The 20,434-nt window shown below is 70.8% G+C and carries 17 protein-coding genes; 2 read left to right on the top strand and 15 right to left on the bottom strand.

Annotated features, from left to right (window positions below; all coding sequences use genetic code 11):
* Positions 1–2: 2 nt before the first annotated feature.
* From AC5P1B_RS06490 to pgsA, 15 genes are all read right to left on the bottom strand, one after another.
* Positions 3–2,444, bottom strand: coding sequence for a RelA/SpoT family protein (locus AC5P1B_RS06490; protein ID WP_493885799.1), 2,442 nt, complete (start codon positions 2,442–2,444; stop codon positions 3–5).
* A gap of 221 nt (positions 2,445–2,665) precedes the next feature.
* Positions 2,666–3,196, bottom strand: a complete 531-nt coding sequence (locus AC5P1B_RS06485; protein ID WP_493885798.1) for an adenine phosphoribosyltransferase — start codon at positions 3,194–3,196, stop codon at positions 2,666–2,668.
* 71 nt (positions 3,197–3,267) lie between these two features.
* On the bottom strand, positions 3,268–4,425 hold the full coding sequence (gene secF / locus AC5P1B_RS06480; protein ID WP_493885559.1) for a protein translocase subunit SecF: 1,158 nt from the start codon (positions 4,423–4,425) through the stop codon (positions 3,268–3,270).
* Between the two features lies 1 nt (position 4,426).
* The gene (gene secD / locus AC5P1B_RS06475) at positions 4,427–6,208 is read right to left on the bottom strand and encodes a protein translocase subunit SecD (RefSeq protein WP_493885557.1); all 1,782 of its coding nucleotides are present in this window, start codon (positions 6,206–6,208) and stop codon (positions 4,427–4,429) included.
* Positions 6,209–6,356: 148 nt separating this feature from the next.
* Entirely contained in the window at positions 6,357–6,896 is a 540-nt protein-coding gene (gene yajC, locus AC5P1B_RS06470; RefSeq protein WP_493885555.1) for a preprotein translocase subunit YajC, read from the bottom strand.
* Positions 6,897–7,059: 163 nt separating this feature from the next.
* Positions 7,060–8,160, bottom strand: a complete 1,101-nt coding sequence (gene ruvB, locus AC5P1B_RS06465; protein WP_493885553.1) for a Holliday junction branch migration DNA helicase RuvB — start codon at positions 8,158–8,160, stop codon at positions 7,060–7,062.
* Positions 8,161–8,192: 32 nt separating this feature from the next.
* Entirely contained in the window at positions 8,193–8,819 is a 627-nt protein-coding gene (gene ruvA, locus AC5P1B_RS06460; protein WP_493885551.1) for a Holliday junction branch migration protein RuvA, read from the bottom strand.
* Positions 8,816–9,388, bottom strand: coding sequence for a crossover junction endodeoxyribonuclease RuvC (ruvC, locus tag AC5P1B_RS06455; protein WP_493885549.1), 573 nt, complete (start codon positions 9,386–9,388; stop codon positions 8,816–8,818). The genes ruvA and ruvC overlap by 4 nt, the downstream gene beginning before the upstream one ends.
* 228 nt (positions 9,389–9,616) lie before the next feature.
* Positions 9,617–10,369 (bottom strand): YebC/PmpR family DNA-binding transcriptional regulator, encoded by a 753-nt coding sequence (locus AC5P1B_RS06450; protein ID WP_493885547.1) that lies wholly within the window; start codon positions 10,367–10,369, stop codon positions 9,617–9,619.
* A gap of 130 nt (positions 10,370–10,499) precedes the next feature.
* Positions 10,500–11,105 carry a pyridoxal 5'-phosphate synthase glutaminase subunit PdxT gene (pdxT, locus tag AC5P1B_RS06445; protein WP_493885545.1) on the bottom strand — a complete coding sequence of 202 codons (606 nt, stop codon included), beginning with the start codon at positions 11,103–11,105 and terminating at the stop codon, positions 10,500–10,502.
* A gap of 138 nt (positions 11,106–11,243) precedes the next feature.
* On the bottom strand, positions 11,244–12,173 hold the full coding sequence (pdxS, locus tag AC5P1B_RS06440) for a pyridoxal 5'-phosphate synthase lyase subunit PdxS (RefSeq protein WP_493885543.1): 930 nt from the start codon (positions 12,171–12,173) through the stop codon (positions 11,244–11,246).
* Between the two features lie 259 nt (positions 12,174–12,432).
* Positions 12,433–12,972 carry a hypothetical protein gene (locus AC5P1B_RS06435; protein ID WP_493885541.1) on the bottom strand — a complete coding sequence of 180 codons (540 nt, stop codon included), beginning with the start codon at positions 12,970–12,972 and terminating at the stop codon, positions 12,433–12,435.
* Between the two features lie 274 nt (positions 12,973–13,246).
* A complete protein-coding gene (locus tag AC5P1B_RS06430; RefSeq protein WP_493885539.1) occupies positions 13,247–14,434 on the bottom strand; it encodes a glycosyltransferase family 4 protein in 1,188 nt (395 codons plus the stop codon).
* Entirely contained in the window at positions 14,431–15,360 is a 930-nt protein-coding gene (locus tag AC5P1B_RS06425; RefSeq protein ID WP_493885537.1) for a phosphatidylinositol mannoside acyltransferase, read from the bottom strand. Before AC5P1B_RS06425 ends, AC5P1B_RS06430 begins: the two co-directional genes overlap by 4 nt.
* The gene (gene pgsA, locus AC5P1B_RS06420; RefSeq protein ID WP_493885535.1) at positions 15,357–16,046 is read right to left on the bottom strand and encodes a phosphatidylinositol phosphate synthase; all 690 of its coding nucleotides are present in this window, start codon (positions 16,044–16,046) and stop codon (positions 15,357–15,359) included. The genes AC5P1B_RS06425 and pgsA overlap by 4 nt, the downstream gene beginning before the upstream one ends.
* A gap of 311 nt (positions 16,047–16,357) precedes the next feature.
* Between pgsA and AC5P1B_RS06415 the strand changes: the two genes are divergently transcribed.
* A complete protein-coding gene (locus AC5P1B_RS06415) occupies positions 16,358–18,556 on the top strand; it encodes an elongation factor G-like protein EF-G2 (protein ID WP_493885534.1) in 2,199 nt (732 codons plus the stop codon).
* Between the two features lie 166 nt (positions 18,557–18,722).
* Positions 18,723–20,378 carry an AbeC-like domain-containing protein gene (locus AC5P1B_RS06410; protein ID WP_493885532.1) on the top strand — a complete coding sequence of 552 codons (1,656 nt, stop codon included), beginning with the start codon at positions 18,723–18,725 and terminating at the stop codon, positions 20,376–20,378.
* Positions 20,379–20,434 lie beyond the last annotated feature (56 nt).

Below are 20,434 nucleotides of genomic sequence, written 5' to 3'. Positions count from 1 at the left end.
TCCTACGGCCTGCGCGCCGACGTCACGCGGTACACGTCGTAGACGCCCTCGACGCTCCGTACGGCCTTCAGGACATGGCCCAGGTGCTTGGGATCGCCCATCTCGAAGGTGAAGCGCGAGGTGGCGACCCGGTCGCGGGAGGTCTGCACGGCGGCCGAGAGGATGTTGACGTGCTGGTCGGAGAGAATCCGGGTGACGTCGGACAGCAGCCGGGACCGGTCGAGCGCCTCCACCTGGATGGCGACGAGGAAGACCGAGGACTGGGTGGGCGCCCACTCGACTTCGAGGATGCGCTCCGGCTGCTGGGACAGCGAGTCCACGTTGACGCAGTCCGCCCGGTGCACGGAGACGCCGCTGCCGCGGGTCACGAAGCCGATGATGGGGTCGCCCGGCACGGGCGTACAGCAGCGCGCCAGCTTGACCCACACGTCGTCGACGCCCTTGACGACCACGCCGGGGTCGGTGCTCTTACGCCGCTTGGTGCGGGTCCGCAGCGGGGTGGACTCGGCGAGGTCCTCGCTCGCCGCGTCCTCCCCGCCGAGGGCCTGGACCAGCTTCTGCACGATGTTCTGCGCGGCGACGTGGCCTTCGCCGATCGCTGCGTACAGCGAGGAGATGTCGGAGTAGCGCATCTCGTGCGCGAGGGTGACCAGGGAGTCGCCGGTGAGGATGCGCTGGATCGGCAGGTTCTGCTTGCGCATCGCGCGGGCGATGGCGTCCTTGCCCTGCTCGATGGCCTCGTCGCGGCGCTCCTTGGAGAACCAGCCGCGGATCTTGTTCCGGGCGCGTGGTGACTTGACGAAGCCGAGCCAGTCGCGGGACGGGGCGGCGCCTGGCGCCTTCGAGGTGAAGACCTCCACCAGGTCACCGTTGTCGAGCGTCGATTCGAGCGGCACCAGACGGCCGTTGACCCGCGCGCCTATGGTGCGGTGGCCGACCTCGGTGTGCACCGCGTAAGCGAAGTCCACCGGCGTGGCACCGGCCGGGAGCGCTATGACGTCGCCCTTCGGCGTGAAGACGAAGACCTCGTTGCGGGAGAGGTCGAAGCGCAGGGACTCCAGGAACTCGCCCGGGTCCTCCGTCTCCTTCTGCCAGTCGAGCAGCTGCCGCAGCCACGCCATGTCGTTGACGGTGTCCTGGCGATCGCCCTTGCCCCTGGGCACGTCGGTGCGGACCTTGGAGGCACCGGCGACGGCCTCCTGCTTGTACTTCCAGTGCGCGGCGATGCCGTACTCGGCGCGGCGGTGCATGTCGAAGGTGCGGATCTGGAGCTCGACGGGCTTGCCGCTGGGTCCGATGACCGTTGTGTGCAGCGACTGGTACATGTTGAACTTGGGCATGGCGATGTAGTCCTTGAACCGCCCCGGCACCGGGTTCCACCGGGCGTGGATGGTCCCGAGCGCGGCGTAGCAGTCGCGGACGGTGTCGACCAGGACCCGGATGCCCACCAGGTCGTAGATCTCGGCGAAGTCGCGGCCCCGCACGATCATCTTCTGATACACGGAGTAGTAGTGCTTGGGGCGCCCGGTCACGGTCGCCTTGATGCGCGCCGCGCGCAGGTCGCCCTGGACCTGGTCGGTGACGACCGCCAGGTACTCGTCGCGCTTGGGCGCCCGCTCGGCGACCAGCCGCACGATCTCGTCGTACATCTTGGGGTAGAGGATCGCGAAGGCGAGGTCCTCCAGCTCCCACTTGATGGTGTTCATGCCCAGCCGGTGCGCCAGCGGGGCGTAGATCTCCAGGGTCTCGCGGGCCTTCTTCTCCTGCTTCTCCCGCTTCAGGTACCGCATGGTGCGCATGTTGTGGAGGCGGTCGGCGAGCTTGATGACCAGGACGCGGGGGTCCTTGGCCATGGCCACGACCATCTTGCGTACGGTCTCGGCCTGCGCCGCCTCACCGAACTTGACCTTGTCGAGCTTGGTGACGCCGTCGACCAGCAGCGCGACCTGGTCGCCGAACTCGCGGCGCAGCGTGTCCAGGCCGTACTCGGTGTCCTCCACGGTGTCGTGCAGCAGGCCCGCCATCAGCGTCGCCGGGTCCATCCCCAGCTCGGCGAGGATCGTGGTGACCGCGAGCGGATGCGTGATGTACGGGTCGCCGCTCTTGCGCTTCTGCCCCCGGTGCCAGCGCTCGGCGACCTGGTACGCCCGCTCGATCTGGCGCAGCGTGGCCGCGTCGGCCTTGGGGTCGTTGCCCCGGACGATGCGCAGCAGCGGTTCGAGGACCGGGTTGTACGGGCTGGAGCGCTGCACGCCGAGCCGGGCGAGCCGCGCGCGCACCCGGTTGGAGGAACCCTGCCGCGGCGCGGGACCCGGCGCCTGCGGCCGGGCCGGGACATTGGTGTTCGGGCCGCCCTCGGGCAGCTCGGCCGGGGGCTTGGGTCCCGGCTTGGGTCCAGGGCTGGACGCACCGCCACCACTGGTCCTCGGCGCGTCGGCTCCCACCGGGGCACCCGCGGCGTTCGGCTCGTCAGGGTGCGCGGCGGTCAGCGGCTGGGCCTCGTCTGGCAAGAGCACTCCTCATGCAGGACCGGTCCGTAAAGGAGCTCGGACAGCCATGATATCGATCCCGCCAGTCCATTCTCGCTCCCACCACGTCCCCCCGGCACACCGAAGGCGGGCACCGAGGTCGCCCCTGGTGCCCGCCCTGGACAGATATCCGCTGGTCAGACCGTGATCAACGCCTCCAGCGGGGCGCCGTCAAGCGCGCCCTGAAGCCGCTTCCTGCCACCGAGGAATCCCAGCTCCAGCAGGACGGCGACGCCGGCGATCTCGGCCCCGGCCCGCCGGATCAGGTGCAGCGACGCTTCGGCGGTGCCACCGGTGGCCAGCACGTCGTCGATGACCAGAACCCGGTCCCCGGCACGTACGGCGTCGGCGTGTATCTCGATCTCCGCCGTGCCGTACTCCAGCTCGTACGCCTGGCTCAGCGTCGCCCCGGGCAGCTTGCCCGCCTTCCGCACGGGCACGAACCCCACCCCGGCCCGCACCGCGACCGGCGCCGCCAGGATGAAGCCCCTGGCCTCCAGACCGACGACCTTGTCGGCCCGAGCGGCGACACACAGCTCCACCAGCGCCTCGGTCAGCGCGCCAAACGCCTCGGCGTCGGCGAGCAGCGGGGTGATGTCCTTGAACATCACCCCCGGCTGCGGGTAGTCGGGGACGTCGTGGATGCGGTTGAGGAGCAGCGTGCGCAGCTCCGCACCGGCGGGGCTGCTGGCATCCAGCCGTGCGCCGCCCGTCTCCAGGCCCGTGGCCTCCACCCCGGTCACCGCCGCTTGCCCGAGGGCCTGCCGCGGCCGCGGTTGCGGGCGGGCTGGGTGCGGCGCTGGCCGACGACGCCTGCCGGGGTCGCGTCGTCGGACTCCACGTCGTCGTCCTCGTCGTCGCTCGCGTCGGAGGTGCCGCGCGCGTCCTCGGCCGGATCGCCCTCGCCCTGGGAGTCGGCCTTGGCGGCGGCCGCTGCGCGCTTGGCGAGCACCCGCTTGGCCAGGGCCTTCATCTGCGGGTCGCGTTCCTTCAGGTCGGCGACCAGCGGGGTGGCGATGAAGATCGAGGAGTACGCGCCGGCGGCGAGACCCACGAACAGCGCCAGCGAGATGTCGTTGAGCATGCCGGCGCCGAGCAGGCCGCCGCCGATGAACAGCAGCGCGCCGACGGGCAGCAGCGCCACCACGGTGGTGTTGATGGAACGCACCAGCGTGGAGTTGAGGCTGCGGTTGGCGATCTCGCTGTAGGTGTAGCGGGACTGCTTGGTGAGGCCCTTCGAGCCCTCTCTGAGGCCGTCGAAGACGACGACGGTGTCGTAGAGGGAGTAACCGAGGATGGTCAGCAGACCGATCACGGTGCCTGGTGTGACTTCGAACCCGACCAGCGCGTACACGCCGACCGTGATCGTGAGGTCGTGTATCAAGGCGATGAGGGCGGCCAGTGCCATCCGCCACTCGAAGGCGATGGCGAGATAGATCACCACCAGGACCATGAAGATCGCCAGGCCCTGCCAGGCCTTCTTGGCGATCTCCTCACCCCAGCTGGGGCCGACGAGCTGCGTGTCGATCTTCTGCGCCGGCACACCGAGGTCCTTGGCGAGGGCCTCTTGGACCGGCTCGGACGCCGCGGTGTCCAGATCGCTGATCTGGATGCGCAGGCCGCCGTTGCCGAGCTCCTGGACGATGGCGGTGTGACCCTCGGCGGCCGACTCCGCCTTGTCCCGCGCCTCGTCGGCGGAGATGCTCGTCTTGGGCGTGGTGAAGACCGCGCCACCGGAGAACTCGATGCCCATGTGCAGACCGCGCACCCCCAGGCCCACGATCGCCGTGATGGTGATCAGGATCGAGATGCCGTACCAGATCATCCGCTTGGCGACGAAGTCGTACCCGACCTCGCCCCGGTAGAGCCTGGCGCCGAGACTGCCGAGTCGCGACATCTCACGCCTCCTTCGTGTCGGCGGGAGCGATGGGGCGGCGGCGGGACCGCACTGGCGGCTTGGCGCCGAGCCGCGTGGGGTCGAGGCCGGACCAGGGGTGCCCACTCGCGAAGAACTTGCGGGTGGCGAGGATCGTCATCAGCGGCTTCGTGAAGAAGAAGACCACGACGACGTCCAGCAGGGTCGTCAGTCCGAGCGTGAACGCGAAGCCCTGCACCTTGCCGACGGTGACGATGTAGAGCACGGCGGCGGCGAGGAACGACACGAAGTCGGAGACGAGGATGGTGCGCCGGGCGCGGGGCCAGCCGCGTTCCACGGAGGGCCGCAGGGAGCGGCCGTCGCGGATCTCGTCCCTTATGCGCTCGAAGTAGACGATGAACGAGTCCGCGGTGATACCGATGGCCACGATGGCGCCGCAGACCGCCGGCAGGTTCAGTGCGAACCCGATGCCCTCACCGAGGTGGACCATGATCGTGTACGTCAGCACGGCGGAGACGCCGAGGCTGGCGATGGCCACCAGGGCCAGGCCGCGGTAGTAGACGACCATGTACAGGATGACGAGCGCGAGGCCGATGGCACCGGCGGTCAGACCGGCCTGCAGCTGCTCCTCGCCGAGGGCGGAGGAGACCGTCTGCTGGTCGGCGATCTTGAACGAGAGCGGCAGCGAACCGTACGACAGGATGTTGGCCAGGTCGTCGGCGGAGTCCTTGTTGAAACCGCCGGAGATGGTGGCCGCACCGCCGGTGATGGCGTTGGTCACCCGCGCGTTCGAGGCGACCTCGCCGTCGAGGACGACCGCGAACTGGTTCTGCGGCTCGGGCTGCTTGGCGAGCTCGGCGGTGATCTTCCCGAACTTCTTGCCGCCGCTCTTGTTGAAGTCGAGCTTGACGGTCCAGCCCTGGCCCTGCGCCGAGTCGTAGACAGCCGAGGCGTCGGTGATCTTGTCACCCTCGATGTCGACCGGGCCCAGCAGGAACTTCTGGCCGTCTTTGTTGCACGCGACGATCGGCTCGGTCGTCTTGGCCGTGGCACCGGCGGTCCTCGCCTTGGCCTGGGCCTTCGTGGTGGTGCAGTCCAGCGCCGCGAACTTCTTCTGCAGCGCGGCGATCTTGGCCTGCTCGTCCTTCGAAGGCTTCTGCGGGTCCTCGCTGCCCGGAGGGGTCGGCGTGGGCGTGGGCGTCGGCGCCTTCAGCGCGCTGGGGACGGCGCGGCCCTGGGCGGTGGCGGTGGGGTTCGGCGACGTCTTGTCGCCGTTCTCGCCCTCGTCGCCGTCCTTGGGCTTGTCGCCGTTCTTGCCGCTGTCCTTGTCGCCGTCCTTGCCCTTGTCAGCGCCGCCCTTGGTGGGGTCGGGCTTCGGCTCCTTGGTGGGCTCCCCCGCCGCCATGGTCAGCACCGGGCGGAAGCCGAGCTTGGCCGTGGTGCCGACCTGCTCCCGGGCCTGCTTCGCGTCCGTCCCCTTGGGGATGTTCACGATGATGTGCTTGCTGCCCTGCGTCTGGACCTCGGCCTCGGTCACACCGGACCCGTTGACCCGCCGCTCCATGATGCCGACGGCGGTGTTCATGTTGTCGCTGTTGATCGCGTTGGGCTTGCCCGGCTCGTTCTTGGCCTCCAGCGTGAAGCTGGTGCCGCCCGCGAGGTCGATGCCCAACCGGGGCGTGGTGTTGCCGGAGAGGAACATTCCCCCCACGAGCGCCACCATGGCGATCAGGATCGCGACGAGGGCACGACCGGGCCTGCCCTTGGGCCCAAGGGTCCTACGGCCCTTCTTCGGTGCTGCCACCTTTTCGTTTCTCCCTGTCCAACCGCCAGGCGAGGGTGCGCGCCAAGCGGCCACGAAGTGTTGTGGGGACGTGCCCCCCGCCGGAGCCTAGACCGTCTCGGAGCCGCGGCGCACCGAGCGGTGGCGCTCCGCGTTGCCCCGAGTGCGACTACTTCGCGTCGTTGTCGCCGGGACGCTTGGTGTCCTCGGGCTCCGCGGCGTCGGACTCGGAGGAGTCGGCCGAGCCGGTGTCGGCCTTCTTGAGGTCGGCCTTGCCGGTCGTGTCGGCCTCGTCGGCGGCCTCGGGCTCACCGGCGGTGTCCGACTTGGTGATGTCGACCGGCCGGGCGTCGTCGCCGGCCTCGGCCTCGGTCAGGGAGGAGGCGTCGTCCGGGACGACGGGCGCGTCGTCGGCGTGCTCCGGGTCGATGCCGTGCACGATGCGGTTGTACTCGCTGTCGTCCAGGACGGCGCCCACCGAGTTCTTCGCGTAGATGGCGTGGACGCCAGGCGCGACCTCAAGCAGGATCGTGTCGTCGTGGACCTCCTTGACGGTGGCGTACATCCCGCCGATCGTCCGCACGCCGGTGCCCGGCTGCACCTGGTCACGCATGTTCGCCGCTTGGCGCTGCTTGTTCTTGGCCGACCGGGTCATCAGGAACATGGCCCCGATGAGCACGACGAACGGCAGGAGAGTCACGATATCCACGGGACGGAATTTCCTTCGCACGACCGCGAGTGCACGGCCTGGTATACGGGAGTGGGTACGCCGTACTGAACGGACGGCGTCGGCGGAGTCTAAGCGAGCCCGCGCCTAAGGAACAACGCTCAGCATGGCACCGGGGTTCCTGGGGGGACCAGCCCCCGCGCCGTCACCCACCGAACAGGCCCGGCTGCGCACCGCCGCCCCCTTGCTTCTGCGGCGGTACGAGCCCGAGGTGGGCCCACGCGGCGGGCGTGCCGACCCGGCCTCTGGGCGTGCGGGCGAGCAGCCCTTCGCGTACGAGGAACGGCTCGGCGACCTCCTCGACGGTCTCCCGCTCCTCCCCCACGGCCACCGCCAGGGTGGACAGCCCCACGGGGCCGCCGCCGAACAGCTTGAGCAGGGCCGTCAGCACGGCGCGGTCGAGCCGGTCAAGGCCACGGCCGTCCACGTCGTACACCGCGAGCGCCCGCGCCGCGATGTCCCTGGTGATGACGCCGTCCTCCTTGACCTGCGCGTAGTCGCGGACTCTGCGCAGCAGGCGGTTGGCGATACGCGGCGTGCCCCGGGACCGCCCCGCGATCTCGGCGGCGCCGGGAACGTCGATCTCGACGTCGAGCAGACGGGCGGAGCGGTGGATGACCCGCTCCAGCTCGGCCGCCTCGTAGAACTCCATATGCCCGGTGAAGCCGAACCGGTCGCGCAGCGGCGGTGGCAGCAGCCCGGCCCTGGTGGTCGCCCCGACCAGGGTGAAGGGGGGAAGCTCCAGCGGGATCGCGGTCGCCCCTGGACCCTTGCCGACGATGACGTCGACGCGGAAGTCCTCCATCGCCATGTAGAGCATTTCCTCGGCGGGCCGGGACATCCGGTGGATCTCGTCGAGGAAGAGCACTTCGCCCTCGGTCAGCGAGGAGAGGATCGCGGCGAGGTCTCCGGCGTGCTGGATGGCGGGGCCCGAGGTGATGCGGATGGGGGCGCCCATCTCGGCCGCGATAATCATCGAAAGAGTGGTCTTGCCGAGGCCGGGGGCGCCCGACAGGAGGACATGGTCGGCGGTGCCGCCGCGCTGCCGGGCGGCGCGCAGCACCAGGTCGAGCTGTTCCCTGACGCGCTGCTGCCCGATGAACTCGCCCAGGTCCTTGGGCCGCAGGGCGGCCTCGATGGCCTGCTCCTCGCCGTCGGCCTCCGCGCCCATCAGCCGCTCTGCGGGCAGCCCCGACAGGCCGGTCGGCTCCGCCGCGCTGTCGCCGGGGGTGTCGTCCCAGTTCATGCCGTCTGCCTTTCTCGTACGCGACCGGCCACTCAGCGACCCCGGCCCAAGGTCTGCAGGGCGGCCCGCAGCAGCGGGGCGACCTGCGGCTCGGCGCCGTCCGCTTGCGCGGCCTCGGCCTGCGGGGCGACGGCCGCCACCGCCTCATCCGCCTCGCGGGTGGCGTAGCCGAGGCCGATCAGGGCGCCGTGCAGCTGGTCCCGCCAAGTCGCTGAGACGGCGCTGCCGATACCGGCGGCGCCCCGCGGCGTGCCGACCGGCTCGCCCAGCCGGTCCTTCAGTTCGAGCATGAGCCGCTGCGCGCCCTTCTTGCCGATGCCGGGCACGGCGGTGAGCGCCTTCTCGTCGCCGGTGGAGACCGCGCGCCGCAGTGTGTCGGGGGCGTGCACGGCGAGCATGGCCTGGGCGAGCCGGGGGCCGACGCCGCTCGCCGTCTGCAGCAGCTCGAAGACCTGCCGCTCGTCGTCGTCAGCGAAGCCGTAGAGCGTCAGGGAGTCCTCGCGGACGACGAGGGAGGTGGCGAGTCTCGCCGGCTGGCCGACGCGCAGCCCGGCGAGGGTGGCGGGGGTGCACTGGACGGCCATTCCGACGCCCCCGACCTCGACGACGGCGAGGTCAGGGGCGAGGGCGGCGACCGGGCCGGAGACGAAGGCGATCATGCGGGGCCCTTCCGGGTTCGTACGGAGGCTGAGGAGCGCGGCGGGGCCGGGGCGGCGCGGCGGTGGGCGGCGACGGCCTGCTGGAGGCGGTTGGTCGCCGGGGCCCGCCAGATATGGCAGATGGCGAGCGCCAGCGCGTCGGCGGCGTCGGCGGGCTTGGGTGGTGCGTCGAGCCGCAACAGCCGGGTCACCATGGCGGTGACCTGGGCCTTGTCGGCGCGGCCCGAGCCGGTGACGGCCGCCTTGACCTCGCTGGGGGTGTGCAGTGCCACGGGCAGGCCGCGGCGGGCGGCGCAGAGCATCGCGACGGCGCTGGCCTGGGCTGTGCCCATCACGGTCTGGACGTTGTGCTGGCTGAACACCCGCTCCACGGCGACCAGTTCGGGCCGGTGCGCGTCCAGCCAGCGCTCTATGCCCTGCTCGATGAGCACCAGCCGTTCTCCCGTGCCGGCGTCCGCCGCCGTGCGGATGACGCCTACGTCCACCATGCGCAGGGGGCGTCCCGCGGCGCCGTCGACGACGCCGATACCGCAGCGGGTCAGCCCAGGGTCCACACCGAGCACCCGCATCCGCGCCCCCTCAACCGTTCGGTCATGTGATGTCACATCGGGGGTGGAGCCCCCTGATCAGGCACAGTATCGGCCGACTCTGACAATGGGGCCGGGGCCACGGCGCGCGGGGACGCGAAGCACGCGCACAGGGGCGGTGGTCGGGCCGACGGGGACAGCACCCCGTCGGCCCCTCGCGTACGCGCGCCCGCGAGGGAACGCGACAGAAGCCGGTGAAGGGCGCGCCCGTCAGGCGTCGACCTTCTCCATGACCTCGTCGGAGATGTCGAAGTTGGCGAAGACGTTCTGCACGTCGTCGCTGTCCTCCAGCGCGTCGATCAGCTTGAAGATCTTGCGCGCGCCCTCTTCGTCGAGCTCGACCTGCATGGTGGGCAGGAAGTTGGCGTCGGCCGAGTCGTAGTCGATCCCGGCCTCGACGAGCGCGGTGCGCACGGCGACCATGTCGGTCGCCTCGCTGATCACCTCGTAGGACTCACCGAGGTCGTTGACCTCCTCGGCGCCCGCGTCCAGGACCGCGCCGAGCACGTCGTCCTCCGACAGCTCGCCCTTGGGGACGAGAACGACGCCCTTGCGGTTGAACAGGTAGGAGACCGAGCCGGGGTCGGCCATCGAGCCGCCGTTGCGGGTCATGGCGACGCGCACGTCGGAGGCGGCGCGGTTGCGGTTGTCGGTGAGGCACTCGATGAGGACCGCCACGCCGTTGGGGCCGTAGCCCTCGTACATGATGGTCTGGTAGTCGGCGCCGCCCGCCTCAAGACCGGCGCCACGCTTGACGGCGCTGTCGATGTTCTTGTTCGGGACCGAGCTCTTCTTGGCCTTCTGAATGGCGTCGAAGAGCGTCGGGTTGCCGTCGGGGTCGGCGCCACCGGTACGCGCGGCGACCTCGACGTTCTTGATCAGCTTCGCGAAGAGCTTGCCACGCTTGGCATCGATCACGGCCTTCTTGTGCTTCGTCGTAGCCCATTTAGAGTGGCCGGACATCTGCCTGTCTCCTTCGCGTAACCAAATTCCGTACGAACGCCTGAGATCCTACCGGGATCGCGTGGCCTGCCCGCCCCCGCACTCCGGGCGTATTTCCAGCCATGGCCGACCGCCGCGGGCGCTCCGCTCACTACGGCTGGCGGGCGCGCACCATGTCGACGAACAACGCGTGCATCCGGTGGTCGCCGGTCAGTTCCGGGTGGAAGGACGTCGCGAGGACGTTGCCCTGCCGGACGGCTACGGTGTGGCCCTCGTGGACGGCGAGCACATCGGCGGCGGCGCCGACGGACTCCACCCACGGCGCGCGGATGAAGACACCTTCGACCGGACCGTCGTTGACGCCCTTGACGTCCACGGCTGCCTCGAAGGACTCGTTCTGCCGCCCGAAGGCGTTGCGGCGCACGATCATGTCGATGCCGCCGATGGTCTCCTGGTCCTCGCGGCCGTCGAGGATCTTGTCGGCCACCATGATCATGCCCGCGCAGGTGCCGTACACCGGCAGCCCGCCGCGCACCCGCTCGCGCAGCGGCTCCAGCATGCCGAAGACGACCGCGAGTTTGGACATCGTGGTCGACTCGCCACCGGGGATCACCAGGCCGTCGATCTCGGCCAGTTCCTCGGGGCGGCGGACGGGACGGGCCACGGCGTCGGCGGCGGCGAGAGCGATGAGGTGCTCGCGGACGTCGCCCTGGAGGGCGAGGACGCCGACGGTGGGGGTGACGGAGGTGCGGGACACGGGGTGGAACCTCTCATGGCGGGGGCGGGACGGCGCGCGGGGCGCCGCCCGGGGGCTGCTGGCGGGGCCGCCGCCGGTGGACCGGCCTCGCGAGAGGCCGCGAGGCCGGTCCACCACACGTGTCCGGCCGGGCCGGGACTACCAGCCTCGGTTGGCGTAGCGCTCGGACTCGGGGAGGGTGTCGCAGTTGATGCCGACCATGGCCTCGCCCAGGTCGCGGGAGGCGTCCGCGATGACCTTGGGGTCGTCGTAGAAGGTGGTGGCCTTCACGATCGCGGCGGCGCGCTTGGCGGGGTCGCCGGACTTGAAGATGCCGGAGCCGACGAAGACGCCCTCGGCGCCGAGCTGGCGCATCAGCGCGGCGTCGGCCGGGGTGGCCACACCGCCCGCGGAGAACAGCACGACGGGCAGCTTGCCCAGCTCGGCGACCTCCTTGACCAGCTCGTACGGGGCGCGCAGCTCCTTGGCGGCGGCGAACAGCTCGTTGTGGTCGAGCGACCGCAGGCGGCCGATCTCACCCTTGATCTGACGCAGGTGGCGGACGGCCTCGACGACGTTACCCGTGCCCGCCTCGCCCTTGGAGCGGATCATGGCCGCGCCCTCGGAGATACGGCGCAGGGCCTCTCCGAGGTTGGTGGCGCCGCAGACGAAGGGGGTGGTGAAGGCCCACTTGTCGCTGTGGTTGGCCTCGTCGGCCGGGGTGAGGACCTCGGACTCGTCGATGTAGTCGACACCGAGCGACTGGAGGATCTGGGCCTCGACGAAGTGGCCGATGCGGGACTTGGCCATGACGGGGATGGAGACCGCGCTGATGATGCCGTCGATCATGTCCGGGTCGGACATCCGGGCCACGCCGCCGTCCTTGCGGATGTCGGCCGGGACCCGCTCCAGGGCCATGACGGCGACGGCGCCCGCGTCCTCAGCGATCTTCGCTTCCTCGGGCGTGACGACATCCATGATCACGCCGCCCTTGAGCTGCTCGGCCATGCCGCGCTTGACGCGGGCGGTGCCGATCTCGGGGCTTCCGTTGGAGGCGGTTGCAGACGTGCTGGGGAGCGTGCTGGACACGGTTTGACCTCACTCGATAACGAATAGTGCGATGAGCCCATCGTAGGCCCGTTCGGTGTGCCGGCCTGACCTGCCATCCGGGCCAGGTGCGGGGCGATACTGCTGCACCTCTGACAAAACCCGCTGGTGGCCCCGGGCGACAAGGGCCAATTGAGGTCCAGTGGCCCCCGTACGGTGGCGGTGGCCCCCACGGCCAGTGGCAGGGCCCTCGCGCCGCCGCCCTCGCGCCGCCGCCCCCGCGGCCGCCGCCCCCGCGCTGTCAGGCCATGCGTTCGGCGAGCGCCGCCGGAAGCTCGTCGTCCATCTCGAAGGCCATGGGGAACGGCGCGTGGCCCGCGAGCCGGAACCACCGGACCTTGCGGTGCCTGCGCAGCGCGCGCACCGCCCGTACCGCGTCGTTGTGGAAGCGCCTGGCCATCGGCACCCGGCGTACGGCCTCGACCAGTTCGCCCATGCTCGCCTCGCCGCCCGGCGCCTGCTGCACCGCCTCGACCTGCGCGGATTCGGCGAACACGGCTTGCAGCGCCTGGCTCAGCTCGCTCTCGGCGACCTCCCGGCTCTCCTCTTCGGCCTGCCGCGCGGCCTGCGCGGCCTGGTAGAGCACGATGGAGGCGGCCGGGTCGAGCAGCCCTGAGGTGGCCAGTTCCTGGGCGACGGAGGCCCGGCGCAGCAGCTGGGCGTCGAGCGCCGCGCGGGCGGCGTCGAGCCGGCTGTGCAGCCGGTCGAGGCGCCCGGCGGTCCAGATCAGGTAACCGGTGATGGCGACAAGGACGACCGCGATCCAGATGAGTGTGGTCACGGCGGGTCACGGTACCGGCTGGGCGCGGCGCCGCGGTGCGATCTGGCGCGGGGCGCGGCGGAGGTGAGGTCGTGACGGGGAGGGGAGTCCCTGTCCGTGCGTCGCGGAGTGCGGGCGCGTCGTGGCTGGTCGCGCCGCTCCCCGCGCCCCTGAGAGGGCACGCCCCATCGCTGGGCCAGGGCCGTGCCCGGCGGCGCGTGCCGGGAAGGGAGTGCCCCTTTCTGTGCGTCGCGGACCGCGGTCGCGGTTGCCCGCGCCCCTGACGGGGCACGGCCTAGTCGCGCGTCAGGCCGAAGCGGGACCGCAAGGTGGAGCGTTCGTCGGTGTCCACGGAGGCGGCACCGTCGGTGACCGTCTCGTACACGGCGAGGATGTCGGCGCCGACGGTGGACCAGTCGAAGCGGCGTACGTGCTTGGCTCCCCGCTCCCGCAGCGCGGCGCGGCGCTGCGGGTCGGCGAGCAGCCGCAGCGCGGCGGCGGCCAGCGCGTCGGCGTCCTCGTTGCGGAACAGCTCCCCCGCTTCGCCCTGGTCGAGGACCTGCGCGAAGGCGTCGAGGTCGCTGGCGAGGACGGGCGCGCCCGCCGACATCGCCTCCACCAGGATGATGCCGAAGCTCTCGCCCCCGGTGTTGGGCGCCACGTACAGGTCGACGCTGCGCAGCAGCCGGGCCTTGTCCTCGTCGCTGACCATGCCGAGGAACTCGACCCGGTCGCGCATGCCCTCGGGCAGGCTCGCGACGGCTTCCTCCTCGTCTCCGCGCCCGACGACCAGCAGCCGGGTGTCGGGACGCCCGGCGAGGATGAGCGGCAGCGCCCGCATCAGCACCGGCAGTCCCTTGCGCGGTTCGTCGATGCGCCCGATGAACCCGATGGTGTGACCGCCCGGCCCCTCCCCGGTGGCGCCACCGCACCACTCGGCCTTGGGCTCGGCCCGCTCGAAGAAGTCGACGTCGACGCCGTTGGGGATGACCACGGCGTCCCCGCCCAGGTGCTCGACCAGGGTCCGCCGCGCGTACTCGCTGACCGCGATCCGCGCGCTGATCTTCTCCAGCGCCGGCTGGAGGATCGGATACGCGGCGATCATCGCCCGTGAGCGCGGGTTGGAGGTGTGGAACGTCGCCACGATCGGGCCCTGCGCCGCCCAGCACGCCAGCAGGCCGAGCGAGGGGGAGGTCGGCTCGTGGATGTGGATGACGTCGAAGTCGCCGTCGTGCAGCCAGCGGCGCACCCGGGCGGCGGACAGGAAGCCGAAGTTGAGCCGGGCTACCGAACCGTTGTACGGGACGGGCACGGCACGTCCGGCGGAGACGGCGTACGGCGGAAGGGGGGTCTCGTCGTCGGCCGGGGCGAGTACGGAGACCTCGTGCCCGCGGCGGATGAGGTGTTCCGCGAGATCACGGATGTGGAACTGGACACCCCCGGGGACGTCCCAGGCATACGGGCAGACGATCCCGATTCTCAAGTTTTCTCCGTTCCGGGGCTTCCGGAGCTGTCATCGGGGCGTGGGGAGAGGTCGCTGAGCCAGAGGCGCTGCAGCATGTGCCAGTCCTGCGGGTGCTCGGCGATCCCGGAGGCGAAGGCGTCGGCGAGCTGCTGGGTCATGATGGCGGCCTTCTCCGCGCGGGTCCCGGTCTCGGGCACCTCCACCGGCGGATGCACCCGGCCCTGGAGAACCGGTGACTCGTTGTACCAGAGGGTGACCGGCAGCAGCGGAGCCCCGGTGCGTACGGCGAGTGCGGCGGGGCCACCGGGCATCTTCGCCGCCTCCCCGAAGAACTTGACCTCGACCCCCGCGGCGGACAGGTCACGGTCGGCGACCAGGCACACCAGGCCCCCGGCCCGCAGCCGCCTGGCGAGTGTGCCGAAGGCGCTGCCGCCGATGTGGGGCAGCACCTCCATGCCGAGGCCCTCGCGGTAGGCGACGAACCGGTCGTAGAGCGTCTCGGGTTTCAGCCGTTCCGCGACGGTGGTGAACGGCACGCCGAGCTTGGTCGTGACCCAGGCGCCGGCGAGGTCGTAGTTGCCCATGTGCGGCAGCGCGAGGATGACGCCACGGCCGCTGGCCAGCGCGTCCTTCAGGTAGTGGACGTCCGCGGGGGCGAAGCCGTCCCTTATGCGGTCCTTGCTCCAGGCCGGGAGCCGGAAGGACTCCATCCAGTAGCGCAGGTACGAGCGCATGCCCAGCCGGGAGAGCTCGGCGAGACGGCGCGGCGAGGCGTCGGGGACGACGCGCGCCAGGTTGGCCTCAAGCCGCAGCACGTTCGTGCCGCGGCGGCGCCAGACGGTGTCGGCGATCTGCTGCCCGAGGCGTATGACGACGGGCTCGGGGAGCTTCTTCACCGTGCTCCAGCCCAGTCCGTACAACGCGTCGGTCAGCCGCTCCCTCACGCCCGCTCGCCCCCCTGACCTGCCGGAGCGTCGGCGGGCGGCTCACCGGGGGACTCGGCGTCCGCCTCGTTCGCCTCGCGACGCACGGTCACCACGCGCTGGATGAGCGTGACGAGGCTGCCCACGGCGACGGCCCAGAGCGCGATCGGCAGCAGGATCTCGATGTGCGGCACCCCGAACTTGTGCAGCCCGGCGAGGCCGCACGCCACCAGCGAGATGACCAGTCGCTCGGCGCGTTCGACCAGCCCGTTGACGTTCACCGGCAGGCCGATGCTCTCGCCACGCGCCTTGGTGTACGAGACGACCTGGCCGCTGGCGAGGCAGAAGATGGCCACCGCGCAGAGCGTGATGCTGTCGCCTCCCCCGGCGTACCAGAGGACGAGGCCACCGAAGACCGCGCTGTCGGCGACCCGGTCGAGCGTCGAGTCGAGGAACGCGCCCCAGCGGCTGGAGCGGCCCAGCTGGCGCGCCATGTTGCCGTCGACCAGGTCGGAGAAGACGAAGAGGGTGATGACCACCGTCCCCCAGAAGAACTCTCCCTGAGGGTAGAAGACCAGCGCGCCCGCCATCACTCCACCGGTTCCGATGAGAGTCACCGCGTCAGGGCTGACCCCGAGGCGGATGAGCAGGGCGGCGAACGGCGTGAGAACACGCGTGAAGAAAGCACGCGCGTACTTGTTCAGCATGGCCTTCCCGGAGGGTCGATACGGGCCGCGTGGTCAACGGGCCACCGGCTGGCCCATCGTAGCCACGCGTTACGGTGCGCCGCGCACGTGTGGCGGCGGAGGGTGCTCGCGGCAGCCCTCAGCTGGTGCGCGGCACTCGTCCGCGGACCCGCTCCCCACGGTTTCCGGCATGTCAGCGCCGGCCCCGGCCTGGCCAAAAGTACGATCTTGCCCAGCGTGCGGTATTACGGCGCCGTGTGCGACGTATGGACGCACCATGACCTGGGTGGAAAGCTCGAAGGACGCGGGGTGTCAACCGGGAGGCGAGACACATGGGCGAAAAGTCGGGTACACATCCAGGGGCCGCCGGCAGGGCAGCGACGGCCGACCGCCCCAGTTCGATCCGGAATGTGGTGCTGGTCGGCCACAGCGGGGCGGGCAAGACGACGCTGGTGGAAGCGCTTGCGCTGGCGTCAGGGGCGGTGAACCGGGCGGGCCGGGTCGAGGACGGCGGCTGTCTGTCCGACTACGACGAGATCGAACACCGCCAGCACCGCTCGGTGCAGCTGTCGCTGGTCCCCGTCGGCTGGGGTGGCATCAAGATCAATCTGTTGGACACTCCAGGGTACGCCGACTTCGTCGGGGAGCTGAGGGCCGGTCTGCGAGCGGCGGACGCGGCCCTTTTCGTTGTCTCGGCGGCCGACGGGGTGGACGGCGCGACCCGCATGGTCTGGGAGGAGTGCGCCGCTGTCGGCATGCCGCGCGCCATCGTGGTGACACATCTGGAGGCGGCGCGCGCCGACTTCGACCAGATGACCGACGTCTGCCGACGTGCCTTCGGCGGTGACGACCCCGACGCCGTGCTGCCCCTGTACCTGCCGCTGCACGGCCCCGCGGGGCCGGACGGGCACGCCCCCGTCACGGGCCTGATCGGCCTGCTGTCGCAGCGGGTCTACGAGTACTCCTCGGGCGAGCGGGTCCAGCGGCCGCCGGACGAGGAGCAGCTGCCGCTGATCGCGGAGGCCCGTAACCGGCTCATCGAGGGGATCATCGCCGAGAGCGAGGACGAGACCCTCATGGACCGCTATCTGGGCGGCGAGGACATCGACATCAAGACACTTATCGAGGATCTGGAGAAGGGCGTCGCGCGCGGCACGTTCCATCCGGTGCTGGCCGCGGCCCCCGCCGTCGGTGAGTCCCGGCAGGGTCTTGGCACCGTGGAACTCCTCGAACTGATCACCGGCGGTTTTCCCACCCCGCTGGAGCGCGAGGCGCCCGCGGTGACGACCCCGCAGGGCAAGCCCAGGCCGCGGCTGGAGTGCGACCCCTCGGGCCCGCTGGCCGCCGAGGTCGTCAAGACCTCGTCCGACCCGTATGTCGGCCGTATCTCGCTGGTGCGGGTCTTCTCCGGCACACTCCGCCCGGACGAGACGGTGCACGTGTCGGGGCACGGTCTTGAGGACCGCGGGCACGAGGACCACGACGTGGACGAGCGGATCGGCGCGCTGTCCGCCCCGTTCGGAAAGCAGCAGCGGACCGTGTCCCAGGCCATCGCCGGTGACCTGGCGTGTGTCGCCAAGCTCAACCGCGCCGAGACCGGCGACACCCTCTCCAGCAAGGACAACCCGCTGCTGATGGAGCCGTGGGTGATGCCCGACCCGCTGCTGCCGATCGCGATCGAGGCCCACAGCAAGGCGGATGAGGACAAACTGTCCCAGGGGCTGTCGCGGCTGGTCGCCGAGGACCCGACGATGCGCCTTGAGCAGAACCAGGCGACCCACCAGGTGGTGCTGTGGTGCCTGGGCGAGGCGCATATGGACGTCGCGCTGGAACGGCTGCACTCCCGTTACGGGGTGCGGGTGGACACGGTGCCGCACAAGGTGTCGCTGCGGGAGACCTTCGGCGCCAGGGCCGCCGGGCGCGGCCGCCACGTCAAGCAGTCCGGCGGCCACGGCCAGTACGCGATCTGCGAGATCGAGGTGGAGCCGCTGCCCGCCGGGTCCGGCATCGAGTTCGTCGACAAGGTCGTCGGCGGCGCGGTGCCCCGCCAGTTCATCCCGTCGGTGGAAAAGGGTGTGCGCGCCCAGGCCGCGCGCGGGGTCGCCGCCGGTTACCCACTGGTCGATGTGCGGGTGACGCTGGTCGACGGCAAGGCGCACTCGGTGGACTCCTCCGACGCCGCCTTCCAGACCGCCGGGGCGCTCGCCCTGCGGGAAGCCGCCGCGAGCAGCCGCATAGACCTGCTGGAGCCGGTCGCCGAGCTGCGCGTGCTGATCCTCGACGAGTACGTCGGGGCCGTCATGAGCGACCTGTCGGGGCGCCGGGGCCGCGTCGTCGGCACTGAGCAGACCGGTTCGGGGATCACCTTGATCCGCGCTGAGGTCCCCGAGATCGAGATCGGCCGCTACGCCGTGGACCTGCGGTCCCTGTCCCACGGCACGGGCCGGTTCAGCCGCTCGTACGCGCGTCACGAACCGATGCCCCAGCAACTGGCCGAGCGCGTACGCGAACCGGTGGAGAGCACCGCATAGCGCGCGAGCCGTCCGCTTCAACGCCCCTGACGCGGACGGCTTTCCAGGCCGTGGCGACAGGCGGCACCCTGCGCGGATACGCTGAAGGGCGGTCCAAGAGGTGTGCCGACGACGGTAGTCGGGAACAGGCCGCAGCAACACATGCGTGTGGCATTGGGGGCGGGTAGTGACGGCGGACGGATTCGACTTCAGTCCCGGGGCGCAGGTGCCGCTTTCGGGTGCGGCCGGGCAGACCGCGGCGACCCAGGCACTGGCCTCGGCGGCGTATCGCGACGACCGGGTCGAGAAGCTGCTCGACGCCAACTCCGAGTGGACCGTCTCGGAGGTCAAAGCACCCCGCTTCTCGCTCTTCGAGCCGAACCTCGGGGAGGCGTTCGCCCGCGCGGTGCAGGTCCGCATGCTCGGCGGCGCGCGCAAGCAGCTGATCCAGTCCTTCGGGACCGAGCCGCAGACCGTCGTCGAGCACTGCCTCGCCGCGAACCGCATCCGCAAGACCCGCGACGCCCAGCTCACCGTGGTCATGGTCATCTTCGGCCTGCTGTTCCTGCCCGGTGTCCTGCTGTGGCTCGCCGCCTTCCAGCTGCGCCGCACGCTCGCCGGATCGCAGGACAAGCGGGCCGGGGCGCTGGGGATCGTGGTGTTCGCGCTGCTCGGCGGGCTCATCGTGTACTTCCTGGTCAAGATGCCGCTCGAAGGCTTCTGGGCGCTGTACGCGCGCGTGGTGCTCGTCGCTCCGATCATCGGCTGGGTGTGGGCGAAACACATCAGCGAGAAGACGGCGAAGGACCTGCGCGAACGCTGGGGTGCCCTGCTCACCGGCGGCGGCCTCGGCGCCAAGGTGCCGGAGGCGGTGCCGCGCAACCCCGGCGAGACGGCGGCGGAACAGCTCCGCAAGGGCCTGGAGAAGCTGACCGCCGAGCAGCACAGCAACGTCGTCTTCTACGCCGGGCCCAAGGGCATACTCGGGATGGGCACCCGCTGGGGCAGCTGGCAGCTCGCCGAGGACCTGGTGCCCGTCGAGGCGGACAAGGAGATCAACCCGTTCCGCAGCTGGGATGTCATAAAGGCGATCCACGACCAGCTCAGACTGCTGGAGCGCGGCCCGCTGCACACCGGTGGCTTCCCGGTCCCCTCCGTGCGCCACTGGGTGGTCTCCCCCGTCGGCGAGGGCGCGAAGGAGGTCGCCCGAGGCGGGACCACCGAAGCGGAGGGCTACCAGATAAAGGGCGTGGAGCTGCAGCGGATCTGCAACGACCAGCAGTTCGACAGCGGTGACCGGCACTACCTGGGCGTCCAGTTCGTGCTCTGGGACGGCCAGTTGGTCATCACGATGCTCATCACGGTCACCGTGCTGCACAAGACCCTGCGGATCGAGGTCACCGGTCACGCGCTCGGCCCGGTGCACCCGCTGTTCATGACCAAGCCCAAGCCGAAGACGAAGACGGTCAACAAGACGATCAAGTTCTGGGAGACCAAGGACATCGCACAGCCGCTCGTGGAAGCCAAGGAGGTCGTGAGGCTCGCCGCCCGCGCCCCCTTCACCTGGTATCCGCCGCTGCTCGACTACCTGGGCGGCAAGCTGACGCTGCCGGAGCCGTTCGGTCTGCGCCACGCGTGGGCCGGGATGCCGTGGCGGCACCGCTTCATGGCGGACGACGCGCTGCGGGCGGCGACTCCGGTGCTGCGCGTCGTCCACGACGCCGCGCTGCGCGTGCTCGACGACAACGGCGTGAACACCGAGCGGTTCGGCAACCGCTCGCTGGTGCTCAGCGGCGCGGTCCAGGACCCGATGCCGCGGAAGGCCGACTGGTACGACGCGTAACAGCGGGGCCCGCCATCCCGCTCACCGCACCATCCCGCTCACCGCACAGTGGCCCG

This window comes from Streptomyces sp. A01, from assembly GCF_059026195.1.
This window is presented reverse-complemented; position numbering and strand designations above follow the sequence as displayed.

Excerpts from the sequence above, each read along its gene's own strand:
- secF (WP_493885559.1), bottom strand. The coding sequence starts at position 4,425 with ATGTCGCGACTCGGCAGTCTCGGCGCCAGGCTCTACCGGGGCGAGGTC.
- ruvB (WP_493885553.1), bottom strand. The coding sequence starts at position 8,160 with ATGAACTGGGACGACACCCCCGGCGACAGCGCGGCGGAGCCGACCGGC.
- ruvA (WP_493885551.1), bottom strand. The coding sequence starts at position 8,819 with ATGATCGCCTTCGTCTCCGGCCCGGTCGCCGCCCTCGCCCCTGACCTC.
- ruvC (WP_493885549.1), bottom strand. The coding sequence starts at position 9,388 with ATGCGGGTGCTCGGTGTGGACCCTGGGCTGACCCGCTGCGGTATCGGC.
- AC5P1B_RS06450 (WP_493885547.1), bottom strand. The coding sequence starts at position 10,369 with ATGTCCGGCCACTCTAAATGGGCTACGACGAAGCACAAGAAGGCCGTG.
- pgsA (WP_493885535.1), bottom strand. The coding sequence starts at position 16,046 with ATGCTGAACAAGTACGCGCGTGCTTTCTTCACGCGTGTTCTCACGCCG.
- AC5P1B_RS06415 (WP_493885534.1), top strand. The coding sequence starts at position 16,358 with ATGGGCGAAAAGTCGGGTACACATCCAGGGGCCGCCGGCAGGGCAGCG.